We start from the raw sequence: 23,853 nt of genomic DNA, 5'->3' as shown, positions 1-23,853 counted from the left end.
TAAACCTTGTGAGGCCGGTCTGCAGTCCGGTACGTTCGACATGCCCGCTCCAACGGACGGGCCAGAACAATAACCGCGGCCACCCAGGCATGCCCTTGCAAGGAAATACCATGAGATCTCTGATTGCGGCTGGCATCTTGCTGGCCAGCGGCGCGGCCTTCGCCGCGTCCTCCTCCTCAGTGCTCGATGAAGTCCAACAGCGCGGTACGCTGAAGGTCTGCACGACTGGCGACTACAAGCCCTACACCTTTCTGCGCGACGACAAGAGCTACGAGGGCATCGACATCGCACTCGCTGAGTCGCTGGCGAAGTCCCTGAGCGTCAAGATCGAGTGGGTGCCGACTACCTGGAAGACGTTGATGCCAGACTTCCTCGCTCAATGCGACATGGCCGTGGGCGGTGTCTCCATTTCACTCGAGCGACAAAAGAAGGCCTTCTTCAGCAATCCGATCACGGTAGACGGCAAGATCCCCTTCGTCCGCTGTGATGAGGTCGAGAAGTACCAGACCATCGAGCAGCTCAACCAGCCTTCAGTGCGCCTGATCGAGCCGCCAGGCGGCACCAACGAAGCCTTCGTGCGTCGCGAGCTGCCCAAGGCGCAGCTGGAGCTGTTCCCCGACAACACCGTGATCTTCAAATCCGTTGCCAATAACAATGCCGACGTGATGATCACCGACTCGTCGGAGGCGCAATATCAACAGCGCAACTATCCAACTCTATGTGCGGTTAACCCCGACAACCCCCTGCAGTACAGCGAAAAGGCTTTCCTGCTTCCGCGCGGTGATGTGGCATTCAAGGCCTACGTCGATCAGTGGCTGCACCTGACCAAGGCCACTGGAGAATACCAACGCATCGCTGACTCCTGGTTGGCCAAACCAAGCGAGTAAGCGCATAGGGGCGGATCCGAGCGATCGGGTCCGCTATGCGGGACGCCGCTCGGATTGCATCATCCCCGGTGCGCGAGCGCTGATCACTGAAGCACGATTGACCTCGAAAACTTACTGGCACCAATACACTCTTAATGGGCACCGAGCCTTGCCGTTCCGTACGGCGCTGCACGGTTCCCTCATGACGAAGACAAGGATCGACGATGCTCATCAGGCCAGCCGTTTGGTTGTTCACCCTGCTAACGGTCGTTGCACTTGCAGGCTGTACCACTCCGCGTCCGAAGATGCCTGCGCCGCAGGAAGCACCCACCGAGACGGGCACACTGATCGGCTCGGGCAAAGCCTCGTATTACGGTAACCAGCCCCACAACAAACTGACCGCCAGCGGCGAACGTTTCGACCAAAATGCGCTAACAGCGGCGCACCGCACCCTGCCCTTCGGCACCAAGGTTCGGGTGATCAACACCCGCAACGGCAAAAGCGTGGTGGTACGCATAAACGACCGCGGGCCGTTCGTGCGAGGGCGAATCATCGACCTGTCTAAAGCAGCCTTTGAGCGCATCGCCAGCACCCGCGCCGGCGTGATCCGTGTGCGCCTGGAGCAGATCGACTGATCTGCACGCCACGAACGTTTTGTTGAGCATCAAGTATGAAAGCGGCGTGCCGATAGAGAGGTACGTCCATCCACCATCTGGTGCTTTCATGTTCAACGGCCAACTAAAAAAACAACTCGAAGAACAGGCTGCAGAACTGTCTCTGCTACGACAGCTTCGTGATCAGATGGGTGCCACGATGCTGTCGATCACCCTCGACACCGAGTTTCGGATGGTGGCGGTCAATCAGAAGTTCGCCAAGACGCTCGGCTACAACGTCGAGCAACTGCAGGGCCGCCTTATGGCGGACATCGTGCCGGCCTATGTAAAAAACCTGCCCTGCTTTCATAATTTTCGAGCCGCCGTGTCCCAGCTTGCACCCGTCAGCGACGACTACCGGTTTCTGCGCACCGATGGCAGCCTCGCCTGGCTGCACATCGACTGGTATCCGATCCTGGATGCCCACGGCAAGCTGCTTCACATGAGCGGCTACGCCCGGGAAGTGACCAAAGAGCTGCAGCTCGCCAAGGAGAACGAAGCGTTTATCAACGCACTGCTGCGTTCTACCGCGGTCATCCAGTTCAATCTGGACGGCACTGTGGTTTCGGCCAACGACCAGTTCCTGCAAGGCATGGGCTATTCGCTCAAGCAAATCGTGGGCAAGCACCACAGCATGTTCTGCACTCCGGAAGAAGCCTCTTCCCAGCAGTACAAGACCTTCTGGCAGACGCTCAACCGGGGCGAGTTCGTTGCGAACCGCTTCAAGCGCATCGACAGCATGGGCCGGGACGTCTGGTTGGAAGCGACCTACAACCCCGTGTATGACACCGAAGGCAAGCTGTGCAAAGTCGTCAAGTTCGCCAGTGTGGTCAGCGACCAGGTTGCCCGTGAAGAGGAGGTGCGCGAGGCCGCGAGCATCGCTTATGACGTGTCCCGCAAGACCGACACCAGCGCCGAGCGCGGCGCTGTGGTGGTCAAGGATACGGTGGCAACCATGCAGCGCATCGCCGAGGAGGTCGAGTCGGCGACTCAGGGTATCGAGGCGCTAGGTCAGCAATCGCATCTGATCAGCTCCATCGTCCAGACCATTGGCGGCATCGCTGCACAAACCAACCTGCTGGCACTCAACGCCGCCATCGAAGCGGCACGCGCCGGTGAACAGGGACGCGGTTTTGCCGTGGTCGCCGACGAAGTTCGCCAGCTGGCCGGCCGCACCAGCGCCGCCACCGAAGAAATCGTCAGCGTGGTGCAGAAGAACCAGGCACTGGTGGACGAAGCGGTACGAGAGATGGCCAACAGCCGTGAGCAGGCAGCACAAGGCCTGTCCCTGGCCAACCAGGCCGGCGCCGTGATCGTCGAGATTCAGGACGGGGCCAAGCAGGTCGTCAGCGCAGTCGGGCGCTTTGCCAACGAATTGAATTAATCGCTTCGGCTAGAAGACCGGGATGCGCAGCGTGGTCCCTGCGCCCCCTGGTCCTTCGCTTGAGTACCGCCCGCATCCCATCGACCTGCCGACAGCCGGCGGGAGACAGGAATTCCAGGCACCACAGATTGCTTTCTGACCTGAGCTCGTCTCGGTGCGTTGTCACTTAGCGAAGTAGGCCTGCGCCATCTACCGAGGCAGAGCCATTTCCCAATCGCCGGTCACCTCGAAGCACCACTCGGCAATCCGCCGAAACTTTCAGGCCAGGCATCAGCCGTACTTACAGACCCCATTTTCACGTCTGGAGCATGTATGGCTTATCCGAAGATTCACGCGCAGAAACAAGACCGTTTGCCGGGGCTGGAAAGCGAGATGCAGCCGCCGGCGGAGTTCATCCGCGACAGCTACAAGGGCAGCGGGAAGCTGGCCGGCAAGGTCGCCTTGGTCAGCGGTGGTGACAGCGGCATCGGTCGCGCGGCAGCGGTGCACTTTGCCCGTGAAGGTGCCGATGTGGCGATCATGTATCTCGACGAACATGAAGACGCCCAAGATGCCAAGCGCATGATCGAAGCCGAAGGTAAGCGTTGCCTGCTGTTGCCCGGCGACATCCGCGATAGCAGCCACTGCACTGATGCGGTCGAACAGACGGTGAAGACATTCGGCCAGCTGGACGTGCTGGTAAACAATGCCGGCCGTCAGGAAGTGCAGACACGGCTCGAAGACATCACCGATGAGCAGTGGGAAAAGACCTTTGCCACCAACATCCACAGCTACTTCTACCTAACCCGTGCTGCACTGGCGCACCTGAAAGCCGGTGCGGCGATCATCAACACCACCTCGATCAACTCCTTTATCGGCAACCCGATGCTGGTGGACTACACCTCGACCAAGGGCGCCATCGACGGCTTCACCCGTGCCCTGTCGCAGCAACTGATCGAGCGCGACATCCGCGTGAACCAGATCGCGCCCGGTCCGATCTGGACACCACTGCAACCCGCCACCCTCGGCAAGCACGACCCCGAGTTGCTCGAGGACTTCGGCAGTCAGATGCCCATGGGCCGCTGCGGCCAACCTTCTGAGCTGGGTCCGGCGTACGTGTACTTGGCGTGCGAAGACTCGTCCTATGTCAGTGGCCAGACCATCCATATCAATGGTGGCAAGGTGCTGAACGGCTGAGCTCACTCTCGACCTGCCCATCGTGCCGTGCCGCGCTATCACCGCGGCCGGCCCATGCTGCGGCCATCCGAAGCATCGGGTTATGACCCGCTACGGAACCATCCTCCCGCTTCGCCCGCCCAATGCAGAACGGTACGCGATCACCGCACCGGTCGAGCCGCGCGCCACAATCACGAACCGCAGCCAGAGCTGCACACAAAGGTGAAGTCATGCCCCAGATCCTTCTCGCGGCGTTCGACCGCTACGCCGAAGCCGAGCAAGTCAAGACCGAACTCCTGAGCAAAGGTATCGCCGGCGACGCCATCCAGATTTCAGCTTCCTTCAACCCGGATAGCGTCGACAGCAGCCGCGTGGAAGTGGTGGGCGAAGAGCCGGGCGATGACGCCACGGCTGCCGAGAAGCTGGGAAGTTTCTTCCACAAGATTTTTGGTGACGATTCCAGCAAGCACGCAGGCCGCTATCCGGAAGCTGCCCGGCGTGGCTCGACAGTCGTGACTGTCACGCTGGATACCGATGCCGAGGTCGCCATGGTTGAGGACCTGATGGAGCGAAACGGCGCCATCGATATCGACGAGCGCAGCGCCAACTGGGGTGAAGAAGAAGCGACTCCAGTCACTGCCAGCACCGAAACTCTGACCACCGGCTACCCCGACGCCACATCCCTCAGCGTCGATGAACGCGAAGTGGACGGGACGGCCAGCGGAGATCGTGGCGCCGCAAACGGCTCGATTCCCGGCCGTGCGGAAAACGACAAGGCTGGACGGCGCGACAACACGGCCGGCCGGGTCCGGATTGTGCCGCGCTGAGAGCGGAGCGGCAATGCGCGGGTCAGCCTCATCCTTTCCAAGCACCGCGCTGACCTGGCAAGGCTGACCGCAACGCCGGCTCACGTTGGCGGAACAGATTCCCGGCCGGGGGAGAGCCGACCCTGCAGCGCCAGAGCATTAGCAATCGCCGCACCGCTGGCGGTGTTATCGAAAATGCACCAGTTAGTCGTACTTGCCTGCGTCTCCAGACGCACGGCCAAGCGGTCGAGCCAGTCATCGCCATAGGACGAGTAGTACATGCGCGGCGAGCCATGCAGGCGGTAATAACGGAAACCCTGCCAGCCGCCCGGTTCAGCTGCTTCCGCAAAGGGCGCCGGATCGGCCGCCACCCTAGCTATCCGTGCCTCGTGAAGCAGCGGCTCAGCATCGATCCAGCTCGGATGGCGAGGCTCGATTGCCACCGGCCCCGCGTAATCCTTTCTCAGAGCGTCGATAAACGCAGCGGCACTGGCCGGTTCGTAATCCAGCGACGGCGGCAATTGCACCAGCAGGCAGCCGAGCTTCTCTCCCAGGTGGCTGCACTCGTGCAGAAACTGTTTGAGCAAGCCTTCGCACTCAAGCAGACGCCGTTCATGGGTGATCTGCTTGGGGACCTTGACGCAGAAACGAAACCCGTTCGGCACGCTTTCGGCCCACTTGGCATAGGTCGCGGGTCGGTGGGAGCGATAGAACGAACTGTTGATCTCCACGCCGGGCAAACGACCCGCGTAACGCACTAGATGTGTTCCCCCTGCCGGAAACGCCGGCCATTGCTCGCGCGGCAGACTCCAGCCGGCGGTGCCAAGCAAAATGGGACTACTGATTGCCATAGGCTGGCCTTTCTGTGAAACGACGGTCTCTTGAAAAGACCACGCAGTGCGACCTTACGATCCGTTGCTACAGTGACCGCACCATGTAAATGCCAGAACCCGAAGCGCTGCGCCTGTGCGCCCGACACATGGCACTCTTCCGTACCGCTCGTATTGCGCGGCTCGATTGTCCAAACTTGCAGCACACCTGATCAGAGAGGCGTCGATCATGCGCAAGGCCGAAGCCAAACATCGCCACAGCTCCAGCCTTGAAAGGCTGCAACGCTTCCTTGGCTGGGCTACGGAACGTCATCCCGACTTCACACCGAAGAAAAATCATCAGGAAAAGTGGTTCAGCACCTACCTCGGCCACCAACCGCCGGAGATCGGCCGTGCGGCGCGGTTGTATTGGCTCGGGCTGGACCCGGTAACCGTCGAGGCGAACCTCGAGAACGCTGAACCAGCGAGCCTGATCGGACGCCTGCTGAACCGGGACGTGAACGACTTCAGCTGTACGGTGGATATTTTCGGCGTTGAAAAAACGCTGGATTGCGGCCCAGTGCAGAACCTGCTGGAGCCCGAGTTCGCGTTGCGCATCGACGAAAGCCGCTCTGTCGATGAGTTTGAACGCCATGTCTGCGCCGCAGTGGAGGCCCTGGTCCGAGATCGCCTGCATGTGCTGGAAAAGCCCTTCGCTGAGCTCAGCGACGAACAGAAGGCGCAATGTTTGGAGCGCCTGCCCGTCCGGCTGGCACGCCTGGATGATTTCGCGGCGCGCGCCGTCGATATCGTCAACGAGGTCAAGCATGAGCTGCGCTATGTCGTCGAGTTGCGCCACGGCGAGGTAGCGCTGGACATGCAGCGGCGCATTCCGGGCGGCCAGGGCCATGTGCTCAGCGACCGGGAAGTCGCCGAGCTCAAAGACGAAGACCGCGCGGCGATGAACGCCAAGTTCGAGATGATGATTGAGGAGGCGCAGGACTTCGACCTGCAGCTCCTCGGTGAGAAGCGACTGACCGAAGTCTTCATGATGGAGCCGAAAAAGCTGCGCCGGACCATCCGTTTCGCCCGCGAGGACAACCGCGAGAAGATGGCCTTCGCCGTGCTGCTGGAGAACAACCCGCGCTTCGTCCATTACCACAAGCTCTACGCTGCCAGGCGCATCACCCGCACCTGGACCGCCCTGCTCGGTCCGACCAACAGCGGCAAGACCTACCAGGCGATCCAGGCCATGACCGGCGTGACCCACGCCATCTACCTCTCACCACTGCGGCTGATGGCGCTGGAAAATCAGGAGCGTATCGAATCCATGGGCGTGCCCTGCTCGCTGGTCACCGGCGAGGAAGAGATCATCCGCGAGGGCGCCACCCACTACTGCTGCACCGTAGAGGAATTCGCCCGCTTCCGGCACGAGTCATGGGACGTGGTGGTGATCGACGAAGTACAGATGATGGCCGACTCGCAACGCGGCTGGGCCTGGGTCGATGCACTGGTCAGTGCGTACACCCAGGACCTGATCATGACCGGCCCGGAGCTTATCCAGCCGTCGCTGAAGACCCTGTGCGACCTGTGCGAAGACCAGCTGGTAATCAAGCGCACCAAACGCCTGTCGCCAGTCGATGTGGCCCGCCGCGCGACCAACCTAAAGCAGCTGGACGCCGGCTCGATGCTCGTCGCCTTCAGCCGCAGGACGGTACTGGAACTCAAGGCGATGCTGGAGATGACCGGCAAAAGCGTCTCGGTGGTCTACGGTGCGTTGTCGCCTGAAGTGCGCCGCGAGCAGGCGCGCCGCTTTCGCGAAGGCGAGGCGGACATCATGGTCGCGACCGACGCCGTGGGCATGGGCCTGAACATGCCAGCACATACGCTGTGTTTCTACACCGATGAAAAGTACGACGGCGTCCAGAATCGTCAGCTCAAGGTCCAGGAGGTCAAGCAGATCGGCGGCCGCGCCGGACGCTTCGGCCATCACGCCAGCGGGGTCATCACCGCCCTCGACGGGCAAACGCTGCAGTCGATCAAGCAGCTGTTCCACAGCGCCGACCAACCGGTCGACCTCTCTCAATTCCAGGTGCGGCCGTCCATCGAACACTTGCAGGCCATCGCCGAGCTGATGAACGAACCTAGCCTGCTGCGGGCCTGGTTGACCTTCAACCGCAACATCAACTACGGCGACGAATTCATTTCGATCTTGCCCGACGAACTGGCGGAGTGGATCAAGCTGATCGACGACCCCACTATCGATCTGCCGTTGCGCTGGATATTTGCCTGCACGCCAATCCGCGGCGGTCTCGACAGCCCGGCCGCCGTTTTCGCCCAGCAATGGCTGAAAAAGGTCGCGCAGGACAAAGAGATTCCATTGCCTCGACTGATCATCGATGCGGATCTCGCCACCCTGGAGAGTTCGCTTCACGTCATCGAAACCTACCTGCACCTGGCGCGTACGCTGCCGGCGTACTTCCCGGCGCTGGAGCAGGCCGAGGAGCATCGCAGTCTGCTCAATGGCGCCATCACCCGCGAGCTGTCGCGCCAGCGCAAGCCACGCAGTTCGGACCGCCGGCGCGGATCCGGCGATAACCGCAATTGCAAGGGCTGTGGCAAAGCCATGCCGATGGCTGCGCGCAAATTCAGGCTGTGTCAGAGCTGTTTTCGCGAGCAGCGCTAAGCGGTTCGTGGAGCACGGCGGCACGGCGGCACGGCAACTCAGCGCCCTCCTCACAACTCGATGCCTGCCCGTTGCGGGCATCGAGGCTGGCCAGCAGCGATTTCGGCCCTTAGGATGCCGCAATCTATAGCGTGACCGGGCTCTCCAGCGCCTCGTTACGACAGCGATCACCGCAAGCCATGGAGTCAGGGCCGATGTCGATCATCCTTCAGTTGCGCAGGCAACTGGCCGCGGCCACCAGCAAATTTGGCTGGGCCGCACTGTTACTCGCACTCTTGGTGCACGCCGGCGTGTCCTATCTCGGTTTGCGCCTGTTTGCCGAAGCGCCGCTCACCGAGTTGAAGACCTTTGTCTATTTCTATCTCACCACGGCATTGACCGTCGGTTACGGTGACTTTTCGCCACAAACCGCTGGCGGACGCATCTTTGTTTCCACCTGGCTGATGGTCGGCGGCATTGCGCTGCTGACTGCCATCATCGGCAAAACCACCAATTCCATAATCGCAGTCTGGAGGAAAGGCATGAAAGGCAAAGGGACGTTCGCCACCTGCACGGGCCATACCGTGGTGATCGGTTGGGAAGGCGAAATCAGCGAGCGCGTCGTCGAGCTGCTGCACGAGGACGAAACCTCGAATGACCACCTGATCGTCATCTGCGACACCCAGCTCGAAGAAAACCCGATGCCAGGCAAGACCGAGTTCATCCACGGCGAGAGCCTGTCGTCCCTGGCGCTGTTACAGCGCGCCGGGGTGAAAGGGGCCGAACGCACGCTGGTGCGCACCGGCTCGGATGACCTGACACTTGCAGTGGTGCTGACCATCAATCAGCTCAACCCGGTCGGCCATGTGGTTGCGCATTTCAGCAGCAGCGAGACGGCCCGTCTTGCCCGCAGCTACGCGCCAAAACTGGAGTGCACCTCCAGCATGGCCATCGAAATGCTGGTGCGTTCGTCGCAGGACCCAGGCTCCTCGGTGATCATCAACGAGTTGCTGAGCGTTGGCCAGGGCGCGACACAGTATCGGCTGCTGCTACCCGAGAGCTTCGAAAGCACCGTCGGCGCGCTATACAAGCAATTGAAAGACCGTCACAACGCAACGCTGATCGGCTATCGCGCCAAGGACCAGACCCAACCAATCATCAACCCGGGCAATGACGTCTCAGTGCGCGGCGGCGAGCTGTTCTACATCGCCGATGCCCGCCTCGCAGGGCTGGGAGACGCCAGCTGAGAATGGCGCAGCGCCGAACAGGCCTGCGCCGGTAGAACCAGCGGTGCTCGCCTTTCACCACAACGAGCTGAGCATCACGGTCATCCTGTAGACCCAACGAATCTGGACCTGCCCACGCTGACTCACCCGTTCGGTTATCGCCGAGCCCGGCTCCCTCGGTCTCGATCTTCTCGGGAATCAACCACGCCATCCCGGCTCTGATTTATACAGTCTGAGCAATCGGGAGGCACCATGAGCGACCCACACGATCTGCAACGATTCGTCGACGCCCAGCAATCGGTTTACGACCGCGCGCTGGCGGAACTGAAGGCCGGCCACAAACAAAGCCACTGGATGTGGTTCATCTTTCCGCAGATTGCGGGCCTCGGGCACAGCGACATGGCGCGTCGCTACGCGATCAAGGATGCGAACGAAGCCACGGCTTATGCACAGCACCCGCTGCTCGGGCCTCGCCTGGAAGAATGCGCAGAAGCGCTGCTCGCCCATGCGGAGCGTCCGGCACGGCAGATTCTCGGCTCGCCTGATGATATGAAGCTGCGCTCGAGCATGACGCTGTTCGCCGCCGTCGCGCCTGAGCCAACCGTATTCCAGGCGGTGCTCGACGCTTTCTTCGCGGCCGATCCCGACCCAGCCACGCTGTCGCGTCTGCAACGTTGAGCACGCGCGGAGACCAGGCGTCGTTAGATGGAGCGCAGCCAGTGCGGTAGGCTTCCCCCTTTCTGGCAGGTCCTCCGCCCTCAAACAGGTGCCCAGATGAATCTCTCGCTGTTCAGCCGTTACGCTTTTCTTGTCTTCTGCGTCGCCACTGCCGTGTTTTGCCTGCCCTTTCTGAATCACCCCTGGGTGTGGCCGTTGTTCATCGTCACCGCACTGCTCTCACTCATTGGCGTCCGCGATCTGCGCCAGTGCGAACATGCGGTGCGGCGCAATTACCCGATTCTCGGCAACATCCGCTACATGGTCGAAGGCATCCGTCCGGAGATTCGTCAGTATTTGCTCGAGAGCGATCAGGAACGCGTACCGTTTTCCCGCGCACAGCGCTCACTGGTCTATGCGCGAGCGAAGAATCAGGTAGATGACAAGCCCTTCGGCACCCTTATCGATGTTTATGAACCTGGATACGAATGCATCGGCCATTCGATCCGCACCGCAGCGGTCAGCGACCCCGAAACCTTTCGCGTGTCCATCGGCGGGCCACAGTGCAAGCAGCCCTACTCCGCATCGGTGTTCAATATTTCAGCGATGAGCTTCGGCTCGCTCAGCGGCAATGCCATTCAGGCACTGAACCGTGGTGCCAAGCTCGGCGGCTTCTATCACGACACGGGCGAGGGCAGCATCAGCACCTATCACCGCCAGCACGGCGGTGATCTGGTCTGGGAACTGGGCAGCGGATATTTCGGCTGCCGCACCGAGGGCGGCGCATTCGATCCGGAACGCTTTGCCGTTCAGGCACGGGACCCGCAGGTCAAGATGATCGAGATCAAACTCTCGCAAGGCGCCAAACCCGGGCATGGCGGCATTCTGCCAGGGCGCAAGGTCAATGCTGAAATCGCTTCCACTCGCGGCGTGCCGGAAGGCATTGATTGCATCTCCCCCGCAAGCCATAGCGCTTTCGGCACTCCCTTGGAGCTGATGGATTTCATCTCCCGGCTGCGCGAGCTGTCCGGTGGCAAGCCAGTCGGTTTCAAGCTGTGCATCGGTCATCCATGGGAGTTCGTCGGTATCGTCAAGGCGATGCTACAGAGCGGTATCTATCCGGATTTCATCGTGGTTGACGGCAAGGAAGGCGGTACGGGCGCGGCGCCGGTGGAGTTCACCAACCATATCGGTATGCCGCTGCGCGAAAGCCTGTTGTTCGTGCATAACGTGCTGGTCGGCTGCAACCTGCGCGAGCACATCCGCATCGGTGCTAGCGGCAAGATCGTCAGCGCTTTCGACATCACCAGCGTCCTGGCGATGGGCGCCGACTGGGTCAACTCTGCCCGCGGGTTTATGTTCGCGATTGGCTGCATCCAGTCGCAGCACTGCCACACCAATCGGTGCCCCACCGGTGTCGCCACCCAGGACCCGCTGCGTCAACGCGCGCTTGTCGTACCCGACAAGGCTGAACGGGTGTTCAGTTTTCACCGCAACACCGTGCACGCCCTGGCCGAACTGCTGGCAGCGGCCGGCCTCTCACACCCGGGTGAACTGGGCCCGCACCACCTGATCCGGCGAATCAGCTCGACCGAAATCAAGTTGTTCTCGCAGCTCTACTATTTCGTTCAGCCCGGTGCGCTGCTGGCGAAAAAGATCGACAGCGAATTCTTCGCCAGAATCTGGAGCATGGCCCAGGCCGACAGTTTCGAAGCCATGCCGCAAAAAACCGACCGTGGCGCAGCGCAGGTCGATGAGCCACTGATCAGCTAACCCCTCCAACCGGCGTCACCGCCAGCCTCCCAGTTTGTTGCGAGCTAACGGCATCGATGACCGCGCGATGCATTGGCTGCGAGGCGCCACCTACCAGCGCGCTCTAATCGGCCAGGGCGCCGCCAAGACCATCACCCGCCAGAATCCTGCCACTCATGACAGGCTCGGCGTGCTTTTGTCAGTTTTCCGCTGAAATGTTCAGCTTTTTACTTTGACAGCCCGAGATTTTGACTTTAAGTTTTCGATTCCGAACATTTCCGAACCCAGCGCAGTATTCGGATCATAAAAACAACAGCCCTACAAAGAGGTTCAGTGCATGAGTAACCCGTCCACCCCGACGCTTCGGGGGCAATGCATCGCCGAGTTTCTCGGCACCGCTCTTTTGATCTTCTTCGGTACCGGCTGCGTAGCTGCGCTCAAGCTCGGCGGTGCAGACCTAGGTCTCTGGGAAATAAGCATTATTTGGGGTGTCGGCGTCAGCATGGGTGTGTACCTTGCCGCCGGTGTATCAGGTGCGCATCTGAACCCTGCAGTCTCCATTGCACTCTGGCTGTTCGGCACCTTCGAACGTAACAAGGTCCCCGCCTACATCCTCGCCCAGACGGCGGGCGCCTTCTGCGCCGCTGCGTTGGTTTATGGTCTTTACAGCAGCCTGTTTTTCGATTTCGAACAGGCGCAGCACATAACCCGCGGCAGCGTCGCCAGCCTGCAGCTCGCATCGGTGTTTTCCACCTACCCGCACCCGTCGCTATCCATCGGCCAGGCGTTTCTGGTGGAAGTGGTGATTACCGCTATCCTGCTGGGGATGATCATGGCACTCACCGATGACGGTAACGGCCTGCCCCGCGGCCCCCTGGCGCCCCTGCTGATCGGTCTGCTAATTGCCGTGATTGGCGGCGCGATGGGTCCGCTGACCGGCTTTGCGATGAATCCAGCGCGGGATTTCGGACCGAAGCTGATGACATATTTCGCCGGTTGGGGCGAAGTCGCATTTACTGGCGGACGCGACATTCCGTATTTCCTGGTCCCGCTGCTCGCCCCGGTGCTGGGTGCCTGCATTGGTGCGGCCGGTTACAAGGCGCTGATCTGCAAACATCTGCCAGGGCTGGGAGGCGCTGCCTGCGCCGTCCCCGAGACTAAGCCCGAGGCCGAGTCCTTCACCAAACACGATGTCACTGCCCACGAAGCTCGTTAAGGAATCGACACCATGAGCAATCAGAACAACAAGCAATTCATCGTCGCCCTTGACCAGGGCACCACCAGCTCCCGCGCCATCGTGCTCGACCGCAACGCCAACGTGGTGACCATCGCTCAGCGCGAATTTGCACAGATCTACCCGCAACCAAGCTGGGTCGAGCATGATCCCATGGAAATCTGGGCGACCCAGAGCGGCGTGTTCGTCGAAGCGCTGGCCCAGGCCGGGATCACCAATGAACAAGTTGCCGCCATCGGCATCACTAACCAGCGCGAAACCACCATCGTCTGGGACAAGATCACAGGCCGGCCGATCTACAACGCCATCGTCTGGCAGAGCCGCCAGAGCACGCCTATCTGCGACCAGCTCAAGCGTGACGGCATGCAGGATCACATTCGCAAGACCACCGGCCTGGTCATCGACCCTTACTTCTCCGGCACCAAGATCAAGTGGATCCTGGACCATGTCGAAGGCAGCCGTGAACGCGCCCGTCGTGGCGAACTCTTGTTCGGCACCGTCGACTGCTGGCTGATCTGGAAGATGACCCAGGGCAAGGCACACGTGACCGATTACACCAACGCTTCGCGCACCATGCTCTACAACATCCACAAGCTGGACTGGGACCCGGTAATGCTGGAAACGCTGGATATCCCGCGTGAAATGCTGCCGGAGGTGCGGTCCTCGTCCGAGGTCTATGGCCACGCCTATCTAGGTTCCGGCCAAAGCACCGGCATCCCCATTGCCGGCATCGCAGGTGACCAGCAAGCGGCGCTGTTCGGCCAGATGTGCGTCGAGCCGGGCCAGGCGAAGAACACCTACGGCACCGGCTGCTTCCTACTGATGAACACCGGGACCAAGGCCGTGCAGTCCGAACATGGCTTGCTCACCACCATTGCCTGCGGACCGAAAGGCGAAGTGAACTATGCACTGGAAGGCGCCATCTTCAACGGCGGCTCCACGGTGCAGTGGCTGCGCGACGAGTTGAAGGTGATCAACGATTCGCTGGATTCGGAATACTTCGCCACCAAGGTTCAGGACAGCAATGGCGTCTACCTCGTACCGGCATTCACCGGCCTTGGCGCGCCCTACTGGGACCCACGCGCCCGTGGCGCACTGTTCGGTCTGACGCGGGGTGTAAAGGTCGACCACATCATCCGCGCCGCGCTCGAATCCATCGCCTACCAGACCCGCGACGTACTCGATGCCATGCAGCAGGATGCCGGCGAGCGCCTGCGCTCACTGCGCGTGGATGGCGGCGCAGTGGCGAACAACTTCCTCATGCAGTTCCAGGCCGACCTGCTCGGCACCCAGGTCGAGCGCCCGGAAATGAAGGAAACCACCGCCCTTGGTGCCGCCTACCTAGCCGGTCTGGCGACTGGATTCTGGAGCAGCCTGGATGAGTTGCGCAGCAAGGCCACTATCGAGCGCGTGTTCGAACCCGCCTGCGACGACGAGAAGCGTGAAGCCCTCTACAAGGGCTGGAAGAAGGCGGTTGGACGCACCCGCGACTGGGAAGAGGAATAAGCCCCAACGCACAAGCCCCCCTGTCATCGCGCCCGGCCCGGTCCTGAACCGCGCCGGGCGCGCTTATTCGCAAACGAACAATTCTTTAATCAAACCCCAGACTGCGGCATCCTTCACGGCATATCGATAAGAAGGAAGCCTCCATGAGTCTGGCCCCACGACAGCAGAGCATTCTCGACCTGGTCCGCGAGCGCGGCTACGTCAGCATCGAAGAGCTGGCGCAACAGTTTGCGGTGACGCCCCAGACCATTCGCCGTGACATCAACCAGCTCGGTGAGGCAGGCCTGCTGCGCCGCTACCACGGTGGTGCCGCCCACGACTCCAGCGTACAGAACACCGCCTATACCCAGCGAGCCCGGCAGATGCGCGACGAGAAACGGCGCATCGCCGACGCCATGGCCGCACACATCCCTGACCAGGCGTCGCTGTTCATCAACATCGGCACCACCACCGAAGCCATTGCTCACGCCCTGCTCAACCACCGCGACCTCAAGGTGATCACCAACAACCTGCACGTGGCGAGCATTCTCAGCCCCAAGGAAGACTTCGACGTGCTGATCGCCGGCGGCAACGTGCGCAGCGACGGCGGCGTGGTCGGTCAGGCCACCGCGGACTTCATCGGGCAGTTCAAGGTCGACTATGCGCTGATCGGCATCAGCGGAATCGATGAAGACGGTACCCTCCTGGACTTCGATTACCAGGAGGTCCGGGTCTCACAAGCCATCATTCACAACGCGCGGAAAGTCTTTCTCGCTGCAGATTCGAGCAAGTTCGGCCGCAGCGCCATGACCCGCCTCGGCTCGCTTGAACAGATCGATATGTTGTTTACTGAAGCTCAACCACCGGAAGCCTTTCTGGCCTTGCTGGCGCAGCATGATGTGAAGCTGGAAGTCACTAACTGAGCCACTCTTCAAGGGCGGGCCGGTGCAGTACCGAAACCCGCCGTGCCCCCGGCCAGCAATGTTCACGCCTCGCCTGCGCCCCGCATCCCCAGGCCCGAACTCAAGCTAGACGACAATTTCACCTAGCGCTGAGCATTCGCTAACACCTGCAAACAGCGCCTCCTTCACGGTGGGCTGAAGCCCACCCTACCTTCGTGAATCACAATCACCTCCCGCAGTCGCTGCGGTCAAAGGGGCGCATGCCAGCTGAAACTGCTGGTCAATGATGGAATGCCAGCACCAATTAGCAGTTCGTATAGGTTCGATTATTTTCTTTTGATATAAGAAATGAACTTCCACTGTAGAGAGGCAAGCCCATCTGCGCTAGGATGTTCATATTCGAAAATAAATGTTCGTTCTTGAGGAGGATGCCGTGAGCGAAACCGTCTCCGAGCTGTACGACATTGCCGTGATAGGCGGTGGGATCAATGGTGTGGGTATCGCTGCGGATGCAGCCGGTCGGGGCTTGTCGGTGTTCCTCTGCGAGCGCGACGACCTGGCCAGTCATACGTCCTCAGCTAGCAGCAAGCTCATCCACGGCGGCCTGCGCTACCTTGAGCATTATGAATTTCGCCTGGTTCGTGAGGCACTCGCCGAACGCGAAGTGCTTTTGGCCAAAGCGCCCCACATCGTTAAACCGATGCGTTTCGTACTGCCGCATCGCCCTCACCTGCGTCCGGCCTGGATGATCCGGGCCGGACTGTTCCTGTACGACAACCTGGGTAAGCGCGAAAAGCTCCCGGCGTCGCGGGGGTTGCGCTTCGGCCCGGAGAGCCCGCTCAAAGCCGAGATCAAGCGCGGTTTCGAATATTCCGATTGCTGGGTCGACGATGCGCGACTGGTGGTGCTGAACGCCATGGCCGCGCGCGAGAAAGGCGCGCACATCCACACCCGGACCCAGTGCCTGAGCGCCAAGCGTGCCGCCGGCATCTGGCACGTCGAGTTGCAGCGACAGGACGGCACACGTTTTTCCTTACGCGCCAAGGCACTGGTCAATGCGGCAGGTCCTTGGGTAGCGCAGTTCATCGGTGACAAGCTGCAGCAGCGTTCGCCCTACGGCATCCGGCTGATTCAGGGCAGCCACATCATCGTGCCCAAACTGTACGAAGGCGAGCAGGCGTACATCATGCAGAACGAGGATCGGCGCATCGTCTTTGCCATCCCGTATCTCGACCGTTACACCATGATTGGCACGACCGATCGCGAGTACCGTGGCGACCCTGCCACAGTCAGCATCAGCGAAGAAGAAATCGCCTATTTGCTGGGTGTCGCCAACACGCACTTTCGCAAGCAGCTTGAGGCCAAGGACATCCTGCACAGTTTTGCAGGGGTCAGGCCCCTGTGTGATGACGAATCGGACAACCCCTCCGCCGTCACCCGTGACTACACATTGTCGCTGTCGGCAGAAGAAAAGCAGGCGCCGCTGCTTTCGGTTTTCGGCGGCAAATTGACCACCTACCGCAAGCTGGCCGAGTCGGCGATGGCTCAACTCAAGCCCTACTTCCCCCGCATGGGCGAAAGTTGGACTGCCAGTGTCCCGCTGCCCGGCGGCGAAGGCATGAGCACGGCCGAGGCGCTCGCTGCAAAGCTGATGGCCGAGATCAGAGGCATTGATCGACCGCTCGCCAAACGCTGGGCAACCCTCTATGGCAATCGGGTTTGGCGCATGCTCGGCGATGCCCGCTCGCTCGATGCGCTAGGAGAGAACTTCGGCCAGCATCTATATGCACAGGAAGTTGATTATTTGCGCCGCGAAGAGTGGGCCACTCAGGTCGACGATATCCTCTGGCGCCGGAGCAAACTTGGCCTGGCATTCACCGCGGATGAACTGACCTGCCTGCAGCACTACTTGCAAGCGCACGTGAGCAGGACGACCGACGTAGACGCGGCCTGACGGCCGCGACGTTTCGGATCGCCGCCGATTGCGGTAGGCTCAGCGACTTCTCAAGACGGAGTAACACCCCATGGCCCGAGCCACTGCCCGCCACATCCTGGTTCCCACTGAAGAAAAGTGCAACGAGCTGAAAGCTGCCATCGAAGGTGGCGCCGATTTCGCTCAGGTTGCCAAGGACAATTCCACCTGCCCGTCGAGCCGCCAGGGCGGTGACCTGGGTTCGTTCGGACCTGGCCAGATGGTCAAGGAATTCGACACCGTTGTGTTCAGCGCCCCGCTGAACCAAGTGCAAGGTCCGGTGAAGACCCAGTTCGGTTATCACCTGCTGGAAGTGACCAGCCGCCAGGACTGATCCTGCTGTCCCCGCGCATCTTGCGCGGGGACGCCCAGGCCGCTCAGCCATCGATGCGCCGAGCGACCCTCTTCCAAGCCGTACCTCCCCGCTTCATCGTGAGTCCGATCACGCCTCCAGACGGAAACGACCAGTCAGAGCTTTGAGCCCGTTCATGCTCTGCATGATGGTGTTGCCAGAAGCCGCGGTGTCGTGGGTGGCGCTGGCCGCCTGATCGGCTACCTGAGCGATACGGGTCAGCGACTGGTTCATGTCCTCGGCAACCTGTGACTGCTCCTCGGCCGCCGTCGCGATCTGGTTGGTCATGCCGCGAATGGTCTGCACCGCACCAACGATCTCGCCCAAGGCATGCTGCGCCGCTTCGATCTGGGTAAGCGTCGTCGAGCTGCTCTGGCGTGAAGCATCCATGGCATCGCCGGCACGGGTGGCCTGGCTCTGCAGACGCTCGACCAGGACGCTGACCTCCTTGGCCGAATCCTGAGTGCGACTGGCCAGACTGCGTACCTCGTCTGCAACCACGGCAAAGCCGCGGCCCTGTTCGCCTGCCCGCGCTGCTTCGATGGCGGCGTTGAGCGCCAGCAGATTGGTCTGCTCGGCGATGCCGCTGATCACGTTGAGCACCTTGCCGATCTCGTGGCTGTCCTGCACCAGCTGCTGCATCACACCGGCCAACCCGTCGACATGGCCGGTCAAGGCGCGGATGGCAGTGACCGATTCGTTCATCACCGCATTACCAGCGCTGGTTTCCTGCTCGGCGAGATCCGCCGCACTGGCCGCTTCGACGGTGCTTCGCGCCACTTCCTGCGAGGTGGCGAGCATCTCGTTCATGGCGGTGGCGACTTGATCAATCTCGGCCTGCTGCGCCTCGACGTTGCGCGCACTGTCGCCTGCCAGATTTGCCATACGCACGCACTGTCCATCGGCTTCATCGGCGGCCTGACGCACGCCACGAATCATCTCGCCGACCTGCACCAGCAGGCGGTTATACGCAAGGGTGATCATGCCAATTTCGTCGTCAGCATGGCGCACCTGCAGCGGGGCGGAGAAGTCACCCTGACTGACCTTTTCCAACCGACTGCGGAGCTCATCGACCTGCAGCATCAGCCAGTTCATGCCGGCGATTCTTCCGAGAATTACCAGAAACAGAATGCACAGCGTCGAGGCCATGGCGACCCAAAGTTGCTGTGAAGCACTGCGATTGGCCTCGGCGGAAATCAGCGACACCACCTCGTTGGACGCTGCGAGAATTTCGTTGGCATCTGCGGCGACCGCTTTCAGATCAGCGCTCTGGCCGGCCGCCAGCGCCTGCACGGCGGGACGATAGCGTTGCCATATCTGGTCAACACGCTGCAGATGGGGCTTGGCACTGGCCAGTTCTACCGGGGCGACGCCCTGGCTGCCGTCGCCGTTGAGCAGCAAACGGTGCGACTGTTCGAAGCGCTGAATGGTCTTCTCCACGTCTGCAGGCCCACCGATGCCCTGGGAAGCCAACAACGCCTCTTTCATCATTTTCTGGCTGAGCATGCGCTGGGCGCCGGCCATGTCGATCTGGCTGGCGTCCTTGCTGGACATGAACAGCACCCCAGCGGTCAGGGCCGCGCAAAGAAAGATCAGGCTGTAGGAAAAGAAGAACTGGTGGTTGATGGTACGCAGACCCAATCCGCGCAATACAGACTGGATGACGTTCGCCAAAGTGCTGGTCATAGGTGTATCCAACTACAGGGAAGGTAAAGCGCTGCCATCACTCGACGGCGTCGCAGTTACCCACTTCTCGGCTGTAACAGAGGCAACTTGATAGCCGTCGATCACCTTTCTGAAAGTCCCGTCATACGGGCGTTTGATCCATTTCAGGACACTCATGAGACAAGTCCCCACGCACTGATCCAGATCAATTAAACAGCTTCAAATAGACACATTTTTGGCCGACCGAACGCCGTATAACGACTATGGTCAGGTAATGGCAGGGCGACTTGTCTGGCACCCATTTTCTTCATTGAGGACTCGTCATGTTTCATGTAACCCGCATTGGTGACAATCGCATCGACGTGGATTTCTCCGGCAAACTCGACAGCAGCGAGATGCGCTTCGCACTCGACGAACTGATGCGAAAATCAGAGGGCATCAGCCACGGCCAAATGCTCTATCGCATTGGTGATTTCGATATACCGACCCTGGGCGCGATGGGTGTCGAACTGGCGCGAATCCCCCAACTGTTTCGCTTCATCCGCCGCTTCGATCGCTGCGCGGTGGTGTCCAACAAGGACTGGCTGCGCAGAGCCAGCGAGATCGAGGGTGCGCTGTTCCCCGGCCTGGCCATCAAGGCCTTCGACGAGAACCAGAACACCGAAGCGCATAACTGGCTTGAGAGCCAGAACTGACCACGCTTTCCCGACAGCCCGCTAGCGGGGCGTACCAAACACCTGGGTCCAGTAGCTGCCGGCGGCGCTGGACTTGTCGATAGCGTAGGCCGCGCCCATCTCGGTGAAATCCGGGTTCATAATGTTGCTGCAATGCCCGGGGCTGGCCAACCAACCCGCCATGACCTGATCTGCCGCCCCCTGCCCCGCCGCGATGTTCTCGCCGATACGCTCCCAGCTGTACCCGGCACGGTTGGCGCGGTCACTGACCATGCTGCCATCCGGCGCCCGATGGCTGAAGAAGTCCTGTTTGGCCATATCGCGGCTGTGCGCCAGGGCAGCATCGGCCAGCTCGCCGTTCCAGCTCAACGCCGGTGCCGCCTCGAAGGCCCGACTACCGCAGTTGCGCGGCTGCGCCCTCGCTTCATTGACCCTCTGCAGAATGTTCTTGCCAACCTGTTGCCAGTCGCCAAGGTCGGGCGAAAGCAGTGGCTTGGCCAGCAGCACCTGCCAGGTGTTGCCCTGGCGCGACACCCCGATTTCGGCAAACTCATGGCTACGCAGGGGTGCGCAATATCGCTGCTTGAGGGCTTGCATGGCGCTTTGTGCATCCCCCGGCCCTGAGACCGAGATGGCTTGCAGTTTGGATGGCCTATAACCGCCATCCTGCAACGCTTGCTGCAACTGCGCCCCGCTGGTGGCGGGTGCCACGGCCAGCGCAGCATTGGGCGCCAGTGGCCCGACCGCCTGGGCTTCGCCACTTCCGCAGGCTTCCTCGGCCTCACGAAATTCATTGATCAAGCCGATCAAGGGGCCGGATTCCTGCGCATGCGCCGGGCACGCCAGGCTCGTTGCCAGGATCAGCAGGGCGCCAGCCGCCACACGGGTTGGCGCACCGCCTGCTGAGGATGTGGTTGGAGTCTTGATAAGCGGGGTCATGGGTCACCTGTCTGTCTGCGATTAAAGATGCTGACCACGATCCGTCGCGGGCGATCCGCTCCGGCACACCGCCAAACTTGTAAGGTCGTCTAAGACCACAACCAGGCGGCGAAGATGCGATGATGCACAGCGCTGCCCAACCCCGACCCGCCCCCTGACCACACTCATGACCCTTTCTGATTTCCTGCTGTTTGCCCTGCCGGCGATCTTCCTCACCGGCCTGTCCAAAGGCGGCTTCGGTGGCGCCCTGGGCGGCATCGCCGTACCGCTGCTGGCGCTGGCGATATCGCCGAAACAAGCTGCCGCAGTAATGCTGCCGATTCTCTGTCTGGCTGATGTCATGGGCCTCAAGGCTTACGTCGGCCACTGGGACAAGGCGAACCTGAAGGTGATGATGCCGGGCGCGTTGATTGGCATTGCGCTGGGCTCGCTGACCTTCGGCATGCTCGACGAACGCATGATCGGCCTGATGATGGGCGCAATCGCTGTTGGCTTCGTACTGCTGGGGCTGATCACCAATAACGACAAGCCGCGACCGCTGCAACGCGGTCGCGGCACGCTGCTTTCCTCTATTGCCGGCTTCACCAGTTTCGTCGCACACGCCGGCGGGCCGCCGATCATGATGCACCTGCTGCCGCAGCAGCTGGACAAGCTGCGCTACGTGGCAACCATCAACCTTTTCTTCCTGATGACCAATGCGATCAAGCTGATTCCCTACGCCGCGCTCGGCCAGTTCAGCCGCGAAAACCTGCTGCTCAGCCTGACGCTGGCGCCGGTAGTGCCGTTCGGCGTCTGGGCCGGGCTTTGGCTACACAAGCGCATCGACCACAAATTGTTCTACCGGATCGCTCGCCTTGGGATGCTCCTGGCCGGGTTGCAGTTGATCTACAAAAGCCTCTGAAACGCGCACCAGGCACGACCGGCCGCCCGGTTTTCTGAACGTTCGCACCACTGCCCAGTCGGATTTAGTGAACCCACTGCAAAGGAGTCATCCTCATGCTGAAGTTTCTGGGCAGCACAGTAGGCATCATCTTTCTGATCGGTCTGTTGGTCGTGATCGGCTTGTTCGCGCTGATTTTCTAACGCCAACGAAAGACGATTGCATTGCAACCACGGTGCCTCGGTACGCACAACGGCACGTTGCAAGATTCACTGACAGGCCGCCGTCACCCGGCGGCCTGTTCGTATCCGGCCCCTGCCCTTCGAATGCTGATGATCGCCATGTCTTCTCGCCTCGCTAACCCGTTTCCTGCCCTGCTACGTCCGCTCGCCCTGCTGATGCTGCTCTGCATGTCTATGCTGCCGACGATTCACGTATGGGCGCAGGAGGGCGTGGCGACGGTGCGCCTGGATGGCCGCGCGCTGTTCCGTATCGGCCCCAGTGAAGAACTCGAAGCGCGACCACGGGCACGGCAAATCGAACGGCAACTGGCAGCCGTGCTGGAAACGCCCAAAGGCATCACACGGGCGCGTATCGAGCCAACTGAATCCGAGGAGGATGAGGGGCTGCAGATCAGCGTAGCCGGACGACCGCTGATGGTGGTCTCGCCGGCCGATGCCGAAGCCAACGGCCAGCCGCTCGACCGACTGGCCCGCGACTGGGCAGCGATATTCGACCGGGCTCTGGCAACGGCTGCCAAACGCCGGGACTCGGACCGTGGGCGGTTCTTGACCTCGGTGCAGTCCAGCGTCGAAAACGCCTTTGCTCGTCTGGTCGAATCCGCGGTCAATATCATTCCGCGGGTACTGGCCGCCCTGCTGGTCCTGCTGTTGTTCTGGGGGCTGGCCACCGGCGTACGCGCGCTGATGAAGAAAATCGTGCGTCGCCTGGCGAATGATCTGACCGTCGAGAATTTAGTCCGGCAGGTGAGCTACTACGCGGTCTGGGTGCTCGGCATCATCGTCGCAGCGAGTGCTTTTGGCCTGGAGCCCAGCACCCTGGCCACCGGCCTTGGCCTGACCAGTCTGGCGCTGGGTTTTGCGCTCAAGGACATTCTCTCCAACTTCGTCAGTGGGCTGCTGATCCTGACGCTGCGGCCGTTCCAGCTGGGCGATCAGATCATCATCGGCGAGACCGAGGGCAGCGTGGAGCGCATCGAGCTGCGCGCCACCCAGATCCGCACCTATGACGGACGCCGCGTACTGGTCCCCAACGCCGAGACCTTCACCTCGCGTGTCACCAACAACACGGCGGCGCCAGTCCGCCGCGGAAAGGTGGTCTGCAAGCTGTATTACGGCATCGACATCGAAGCCATCAGCGCCGTGATGCGTGACGCCGCCCAGCAGACGCCCGGTGTACTGGCGACTCCGCACGCCGAAGTCCTGCTGATCGATCTGGGCGACAGCCAGCTGGTCTTCGATGTGCTGTTCTGGTGCGACTCGCGCCGCTCGGATTTCGTGACCACCGCCTCGGAGGTACGCAAGGCCCTGGTCGCAGAGCTGCTCAACGCGGGAATCACGTTGCCAGATCAGGCGAGGCAGCACATCGTGGTACATACGCCGAAAAGCTGATCGCGGCTCCTCGTGCCGTCGAGCGCTGCTGCATAACCGCTTGAAGACATGGCAGGCGCAGCCCCAGGCGCTCGCGCTCCCGAGCGCCGCCAAGACCTGATTTCGTTACAGGCACGAACCGAAACGGGCGATGAACCGGAACCGCA

The 23,853-nt window shown here is 61.2% G+C and carries 19 protein-coding genes and 3 pseudogenes; 18 read left to right on the top strand and 4 right to left on the bottom strand.

What is annotated here, in order from left to right:
• Positions 1-110: 110 nt before the first annotated feature.
• From ALTERO38_RS05475 to ALTERO38_RS05455, 6 genes and pseudogenes are all read left to right on the top strand, one after another.
• The gene (locus ALTERO38_RS05475; protein WP_159967552.1) at positions 111-887 is read left to right on the top strand and encodes a transporter substrate-binding domain-containing protein; all 777 of its coding nucleotides are present in this window, start codon (positions 111-113) and stop codon (positions 885-887) included.
• A 284-nt stretch (positions 888-1,171) separates the two neighbouring features.
• Positions 1,172-1,501, top strand: coding sequence for a septal ring lytic transglycosylase RlpA family protein (locus ALTERO38_RS05470; RefSeq protein ID WP_256663935.1), 330 nt, complete (start codon positions 1,172-1,174; stop codon positions 1,499-1,501).
• Positions 1,502-1,589: 88 nt separating this feature from the next.
• A pseudogene (locus tag ALTERO38_RS21725) lies at positions 1,590-2,366 on the top strand (PAS domain-containing protein); the annotation flags it as partial.
• Entirely contained in the window at positions 2,346-2,903 is a 558-nt protein-coding gene (locus tag ALTERO38_RS21720) for a methyl-accepting chemotaxis protein (RefSeq protein WP_372239401.1), read from the top strand. The pseudogene ALTERO38_RS21725 and the gene ALTERO38_RS21720, both read left to right, overlap by 21 nt.
• Before the next feature lie 312 nt (positions 2,904-3,215).
• Complete coding sequence (locus tag ALTERO38_RS05460; protein WP_159967550.1) at positions 3,216-4,079, top strand: SDR family oxidoreductase; 864 nt, start codon at positions 3,216-3,218, stop codon at positions 4,077-4,079.
• Positions 4,080-4,288: 209 nt separating this feature from the next.
• Positions 4,289-4,885: a hypothetical protein gene (locus tag ALTERO38_RS05455; protein WP_102838159.1), complete on the top strand. Its 597-nt coding sequence runs from the start codon at positions 4,289-4,291 to the stop codon at positions 4,883-4,885.
• A gap of 80 nt (positions 4,886-4,965) precedes the next feature.
• Here ALTERO38_RS05455 and ALTERO38_RS05450 read toward each other — a convergent pair whose 3' ends face one another.
• Positions 4,966-5,715 (bottom strand): DUF72 domain-containing protein, encoded by a 750-nt coding sequence (locus ALTERO38_RS05450; protein ID WP_159967549.1) that lies wholly within the window; start codon positions 5,713-5,715, stop codon positions 4,966-4,968.
• A gap of 208 nt (positions 5,716-5,923) precedes the next feature.
• Here ALTERO38_RS05450 and ALTERO38_RS05445 point away from each other — a divergent pair, with 208 nt between their 5' ends.
• The 9 genes from ALTERO38_RS05445 (at position 5,924) to ALTERO38_RS05405 (ending at position 17,900) form a co-directional block, all read left to right on the top strand.
• Positions 5,924-8,359 (top strand): helicase-related protein, encoded by a 2,436-nt coding sequence (locus tag ALTERO38_RS05445; RefSeq protein ID WP_159967548.1) that lies wholly within the window; start codon positions 5,924-5,926, stop codon positions 8,357-8,359.
• A 194-nt stretch (positions 8,360-8,553) separates the two neighbouring features.
• Complete coding sequence (locus ALTERO38_RS05440) at positions 8,554-9,585, top strand: ion channel (RefSeq protein ID WP_159967547.1); 1,032 nt, start codon at positions 8,554-8,556, stop codon at positions 9,583-9,585.
• 231 nt (positions 9,586-9,816) lie between these two features.
• Positions 9,817-10,242, top strand: a complete 426-nt coding sequence (locus ALTERO38_RS05435) for a DUF1810 domain-containing protein (protein WP_159967546.1) — start codon at positions 9,817-9,819, stop codon at positions 10,240-10,242.
• 96 nt (positions 10,243-10,338) lie between these two features.
• Positions 10,339-11,994: an FMN-binding glutamate synthase family protein gene (locus tag ALTERO38_RS05430; RefSeq protein ID WP_159967545.1), complete on the top strand. Its 1,656-nt coding sequence runs from the start codon at positions 10,339-10,341 to the stop codon at positions 11,992-11,994.
• Positions 11,995-12,310: 316 nt separating this feature from the next.
• The gene (locus ALTERO38_RS05425) at positions 12,311-13,189 is read left to right on the top strand and encodes an MIP/aquaporin family protein (RefSeq protein WP_159967544.1); all 879 of its coding nucleotides are present in this window, start codon (positions 12,311-12,313) and stop codon (positions 13,187-13,189) included.
• Between the two features lie 12 nt (positions 13,190-13,201).
• Entirely contained in the window at positions 13,202-14,713 is a 1,512-nt protein-coding gene (gene glpK, locus ALTERO38_RS05420) for a glycerol kinase GlpK (protein ID WP_159967543.1), read from the top strand.
• Between the two features lie 143 nt (positions 14,714-14,856).
• A complete protein-coding gene (locus tag ALTERO38_RS05415) occupies positions 14,857-15,615 on the top strand; it encodes a DeoR/GlpR family transcriptional regulator (RefSeq protein WP_102838151.1) in 759 nt (252 codons plus the stop codon).
• Positions 15,616-16,003: 388 nt separating this feature from the next.
• On the top strand, positions 16,004-17,548 hold the full coding sequence (gene glpD / locus ALTERO38_RS05410) for a glycerol-3-phosphate dehydrogenase (protein WP_159967542.1): 1,545 nt from the start codon (positions 16,004-16,006) through the stop codon (positions 17,546-17,548).
• A gap of 70 nt (positions 17,549-17,618) precedes the next feature.
• Entirely contained in the window at positions 17,619-17,900 is a 282-nt protein-coding gene (locus ALTERO38_RS05405) for a peptidylprolyl isomerase (RefSeq protein WP_019340980.1), read from the top strand.
• A gap of 108 nt (positions 17,901-18,008) precedes the next feature.
• Here the strand turns inward: ALTERO38_RS05405 and ALTERO38_RS21715 are convergent.
• Together ALTERO38_RS21715 and ALTERO38_RS21710 are read right to left on the bottom strand one after the other, a co-directional pair.
• Positions 18,009-18,608 (bottom strand): annotated as a pseudogene (locus ALTERO38_RS21715) (methyl-accepting chemotaxis protein); the annotation flags it as partial.
• A gap of 324 nt (positions 18,609-18,932) precedes the next feature.
• Positions 18,933-19,424 (bottom strand): annotated as a pseudogene (locus ALTERO38_RS21710) (type IV pili methyl-accepting chemotaxis transducer N-terminal domain-containing protein); the annotation flags it as partial.
• A gap of 482 nt (positions 19,425-19,906) precedes the next feature.
• Between ALTERO38_RS21710 and ALTERO38_RS05395 the strand changes: the two are divergent.
• A complete protein-coding gene (locus tag ALTERO38_RS05395) occupies positions 19,907-20,278 on the top strand; it encodes an STAS/SEC14 domain-containing protein (RefSeq protein ID WP_019340982.1) in 372 nt (123 codons plus the stop codon).
• 21 nt (positions 20,279-20,299) lie between these two features.
• Here ALTERO38_RS05395 and ALTERO38_RS05390 read toward each other — a convergent pair whose 3' ends face one another.
• The gene (locus ALTERO38_RS05390; protein WP_256663784.1) at positions 20,300-21,196 is read right to left on the bottom strand and encodes a CAP domain-containing protein; all 897 of its coding nucleotides are present in this window, start codon (positions 21,194-21,196) and stop codon (positions 20,300-20,302) included.
• Between the two features lie 166 nt (positions 21,197-21,362).
• Here ALTERO38_RS05390 and ALTERO38_RS05385 point away from each other — a divergent pair, with 166 nt between their 5' ends.
• Positions 21,363-22,097, top strand: a complete 735-nt coding sequence (locus ALTERO38_RS05385) for a sulfite exporter TauE/SafE family protein (RefSeq protein WP_159967541.1) — start codon at positions 21,363-21,365, stop codon at positions 22,095-22,097.
• Positions 22,098-22,417: 320 nt separating this feature from the next.
• Entirely contained in the window at positions 22,418-23,707 is a 1,290-nt protein-coding gene (locus ALTERO38_RS05380) for a mechanosensitive ion channel family protein (protein WP_256663782.1), read from the top strand.
• Positions 23,708-23,853 lie beyond the last annotated feature (146 nt).

It is taken from the genome of Pseudomonas sp. 9Ag, from assembly GCF_902506445.1.
GTDB classification, from domain to species: Bacteria; Pseudomonadota; Gammaproteobacteria; order Pseudomonadales; family Pseudomonadaceae; genus Stutzerimonas; species Stutzerimonas stutzeri_AB.
Note: the sequence above shows the minus strand (reverse complement) of the source record. Positions and strands in the feature narration are given on the sequence as shown.

Bases quoted from the DNA above. Each gene is read 5' to 3' on its own strand.
- ALTERO38_RS05475 (WP_159967552.1), top strand. From the start codon at position 111: ATGAGATCTCTGATTGCGGCTGGCATCTTGCTGGCCAGCGGCGCGGCC.
- ALTERO38_RS05470 (WP_256663935.1), top strand. From the start codon at position 1,172: ATGCCTGCGCCGCAGGAAGCACCCACCGAGACGGGCACACTGATCGGC.
- ALTERO38_RS05460 (WP_159967550.1), top strand. From the start codon at position 3,216: ATGGCTTATCCGAAGATTCACGCGCAGAAACAAGACCGTTTGCCGGGG.
- ALTERO38_RS05455 (WP_102838159.1), top strand. From the start codon at position 4,289: ATGCCCCAGATCCTTCTCGCGGCGTTCGACCGCTACGCCGAAGCCGAG.
- ALTERO38_RS05450 (WP_159967549.1), bottom strand. From the start codon at position 5,715: ATGGCAATCAGTAGTCCCATTTTGCTTGGCACCGCCGGCTGGAGTCTG.
- ALTERO38_RS05445 (WP_159967548.1), top strand. From the start codon at position 5,924: ATGCGCAAGGCCGAAGCCAAACATCGCCACAGCTCCAGCCTTGAAAGG.
- ALTERO38_RS05440 (WP_159967547.1), top strand. From the start codon at position 8,554: ATGTCGATCATCCTTCAGTTGCGCAGGCAACTGGCCGCGGCCACCAGC.
- ALTERO38_RS05435 (WP_159967546.1), top strand. From the start codon at position 9,817: ATGAGCGACCCACACGATCTGCAACGATTCGTCGACGCCCAGCAATCG.
- ALTERO38_RS05430 (WP_159967545.1), top strand. From the start codon at position 10,339: ATGAATCTCTCGCTGTTCAGCCGTTACGCTTTTCTTGTCTTCTGCGTC.
- ALTERO38_RS05425 (WP_159967544.1), top strand. From the start codon at position 12,311: ATGAGTAACCCGTCCACCCCGACGCTTCGGGGGCAATGCATCGCCGAG.
- glpK (WP_159967543.1), top strand. From the start codon at position 13,202: ATGAGCAATCAGAACAACAAGCAATTCATCGTCGCCCTTGACCAGGGC.
- ALTERO38_RS05415 (WP_102838151.1), top strand. From the start codon at position 14,857: ATGAGTCTGGCCCCACGACAGCAGAGCATTCTCGACCTGGTCCGCGAG.
- glpD (WP_159967542.1), top strand. From the start codon at position 16,004: ATGTTCGTTCTTGAGGAGGATGCCGTGAGCGAAACCGTCTCCGAGCTG.
- ALTERO38_RS05405 (WP_019340980.1), top strand. From the start codon at position 17,619: ATGGCCCGAGCCACTGCCCGCCACATCCTGGTTCCCACTGAAGAAAAG.
- ALTERO38_RS05395 (WP_019340982.1), top strand. From the start codon at position 19,907: ATGTTTCATGTAACCCGCATTGGTGACAATCGCATCGACGTGGATTTC.
- ALTERO38_RS05390 (WP_256663784.1), bottom strand. From the start codon at position 21,196: ATGACCCCGCTTATCAAGACTCCAACCACATCCTCAGCAGGCGGTGCG.
- ALTERO38_RS05385 (WP_159967541.1), top strand. From the start codon at position 21,363: ATGACCCTTTCTGATTTCCTGCTGTTTGCCCTGCCGGCGATCTTCCTC.
- ALTERO38_RS05380 (WP_256663782.1), top strand. From the start codon at position 22,418: ATGTCTTCTCGCCTCGCTAACCCGTTTCCTGCCCTGCTACGTCCGCTC.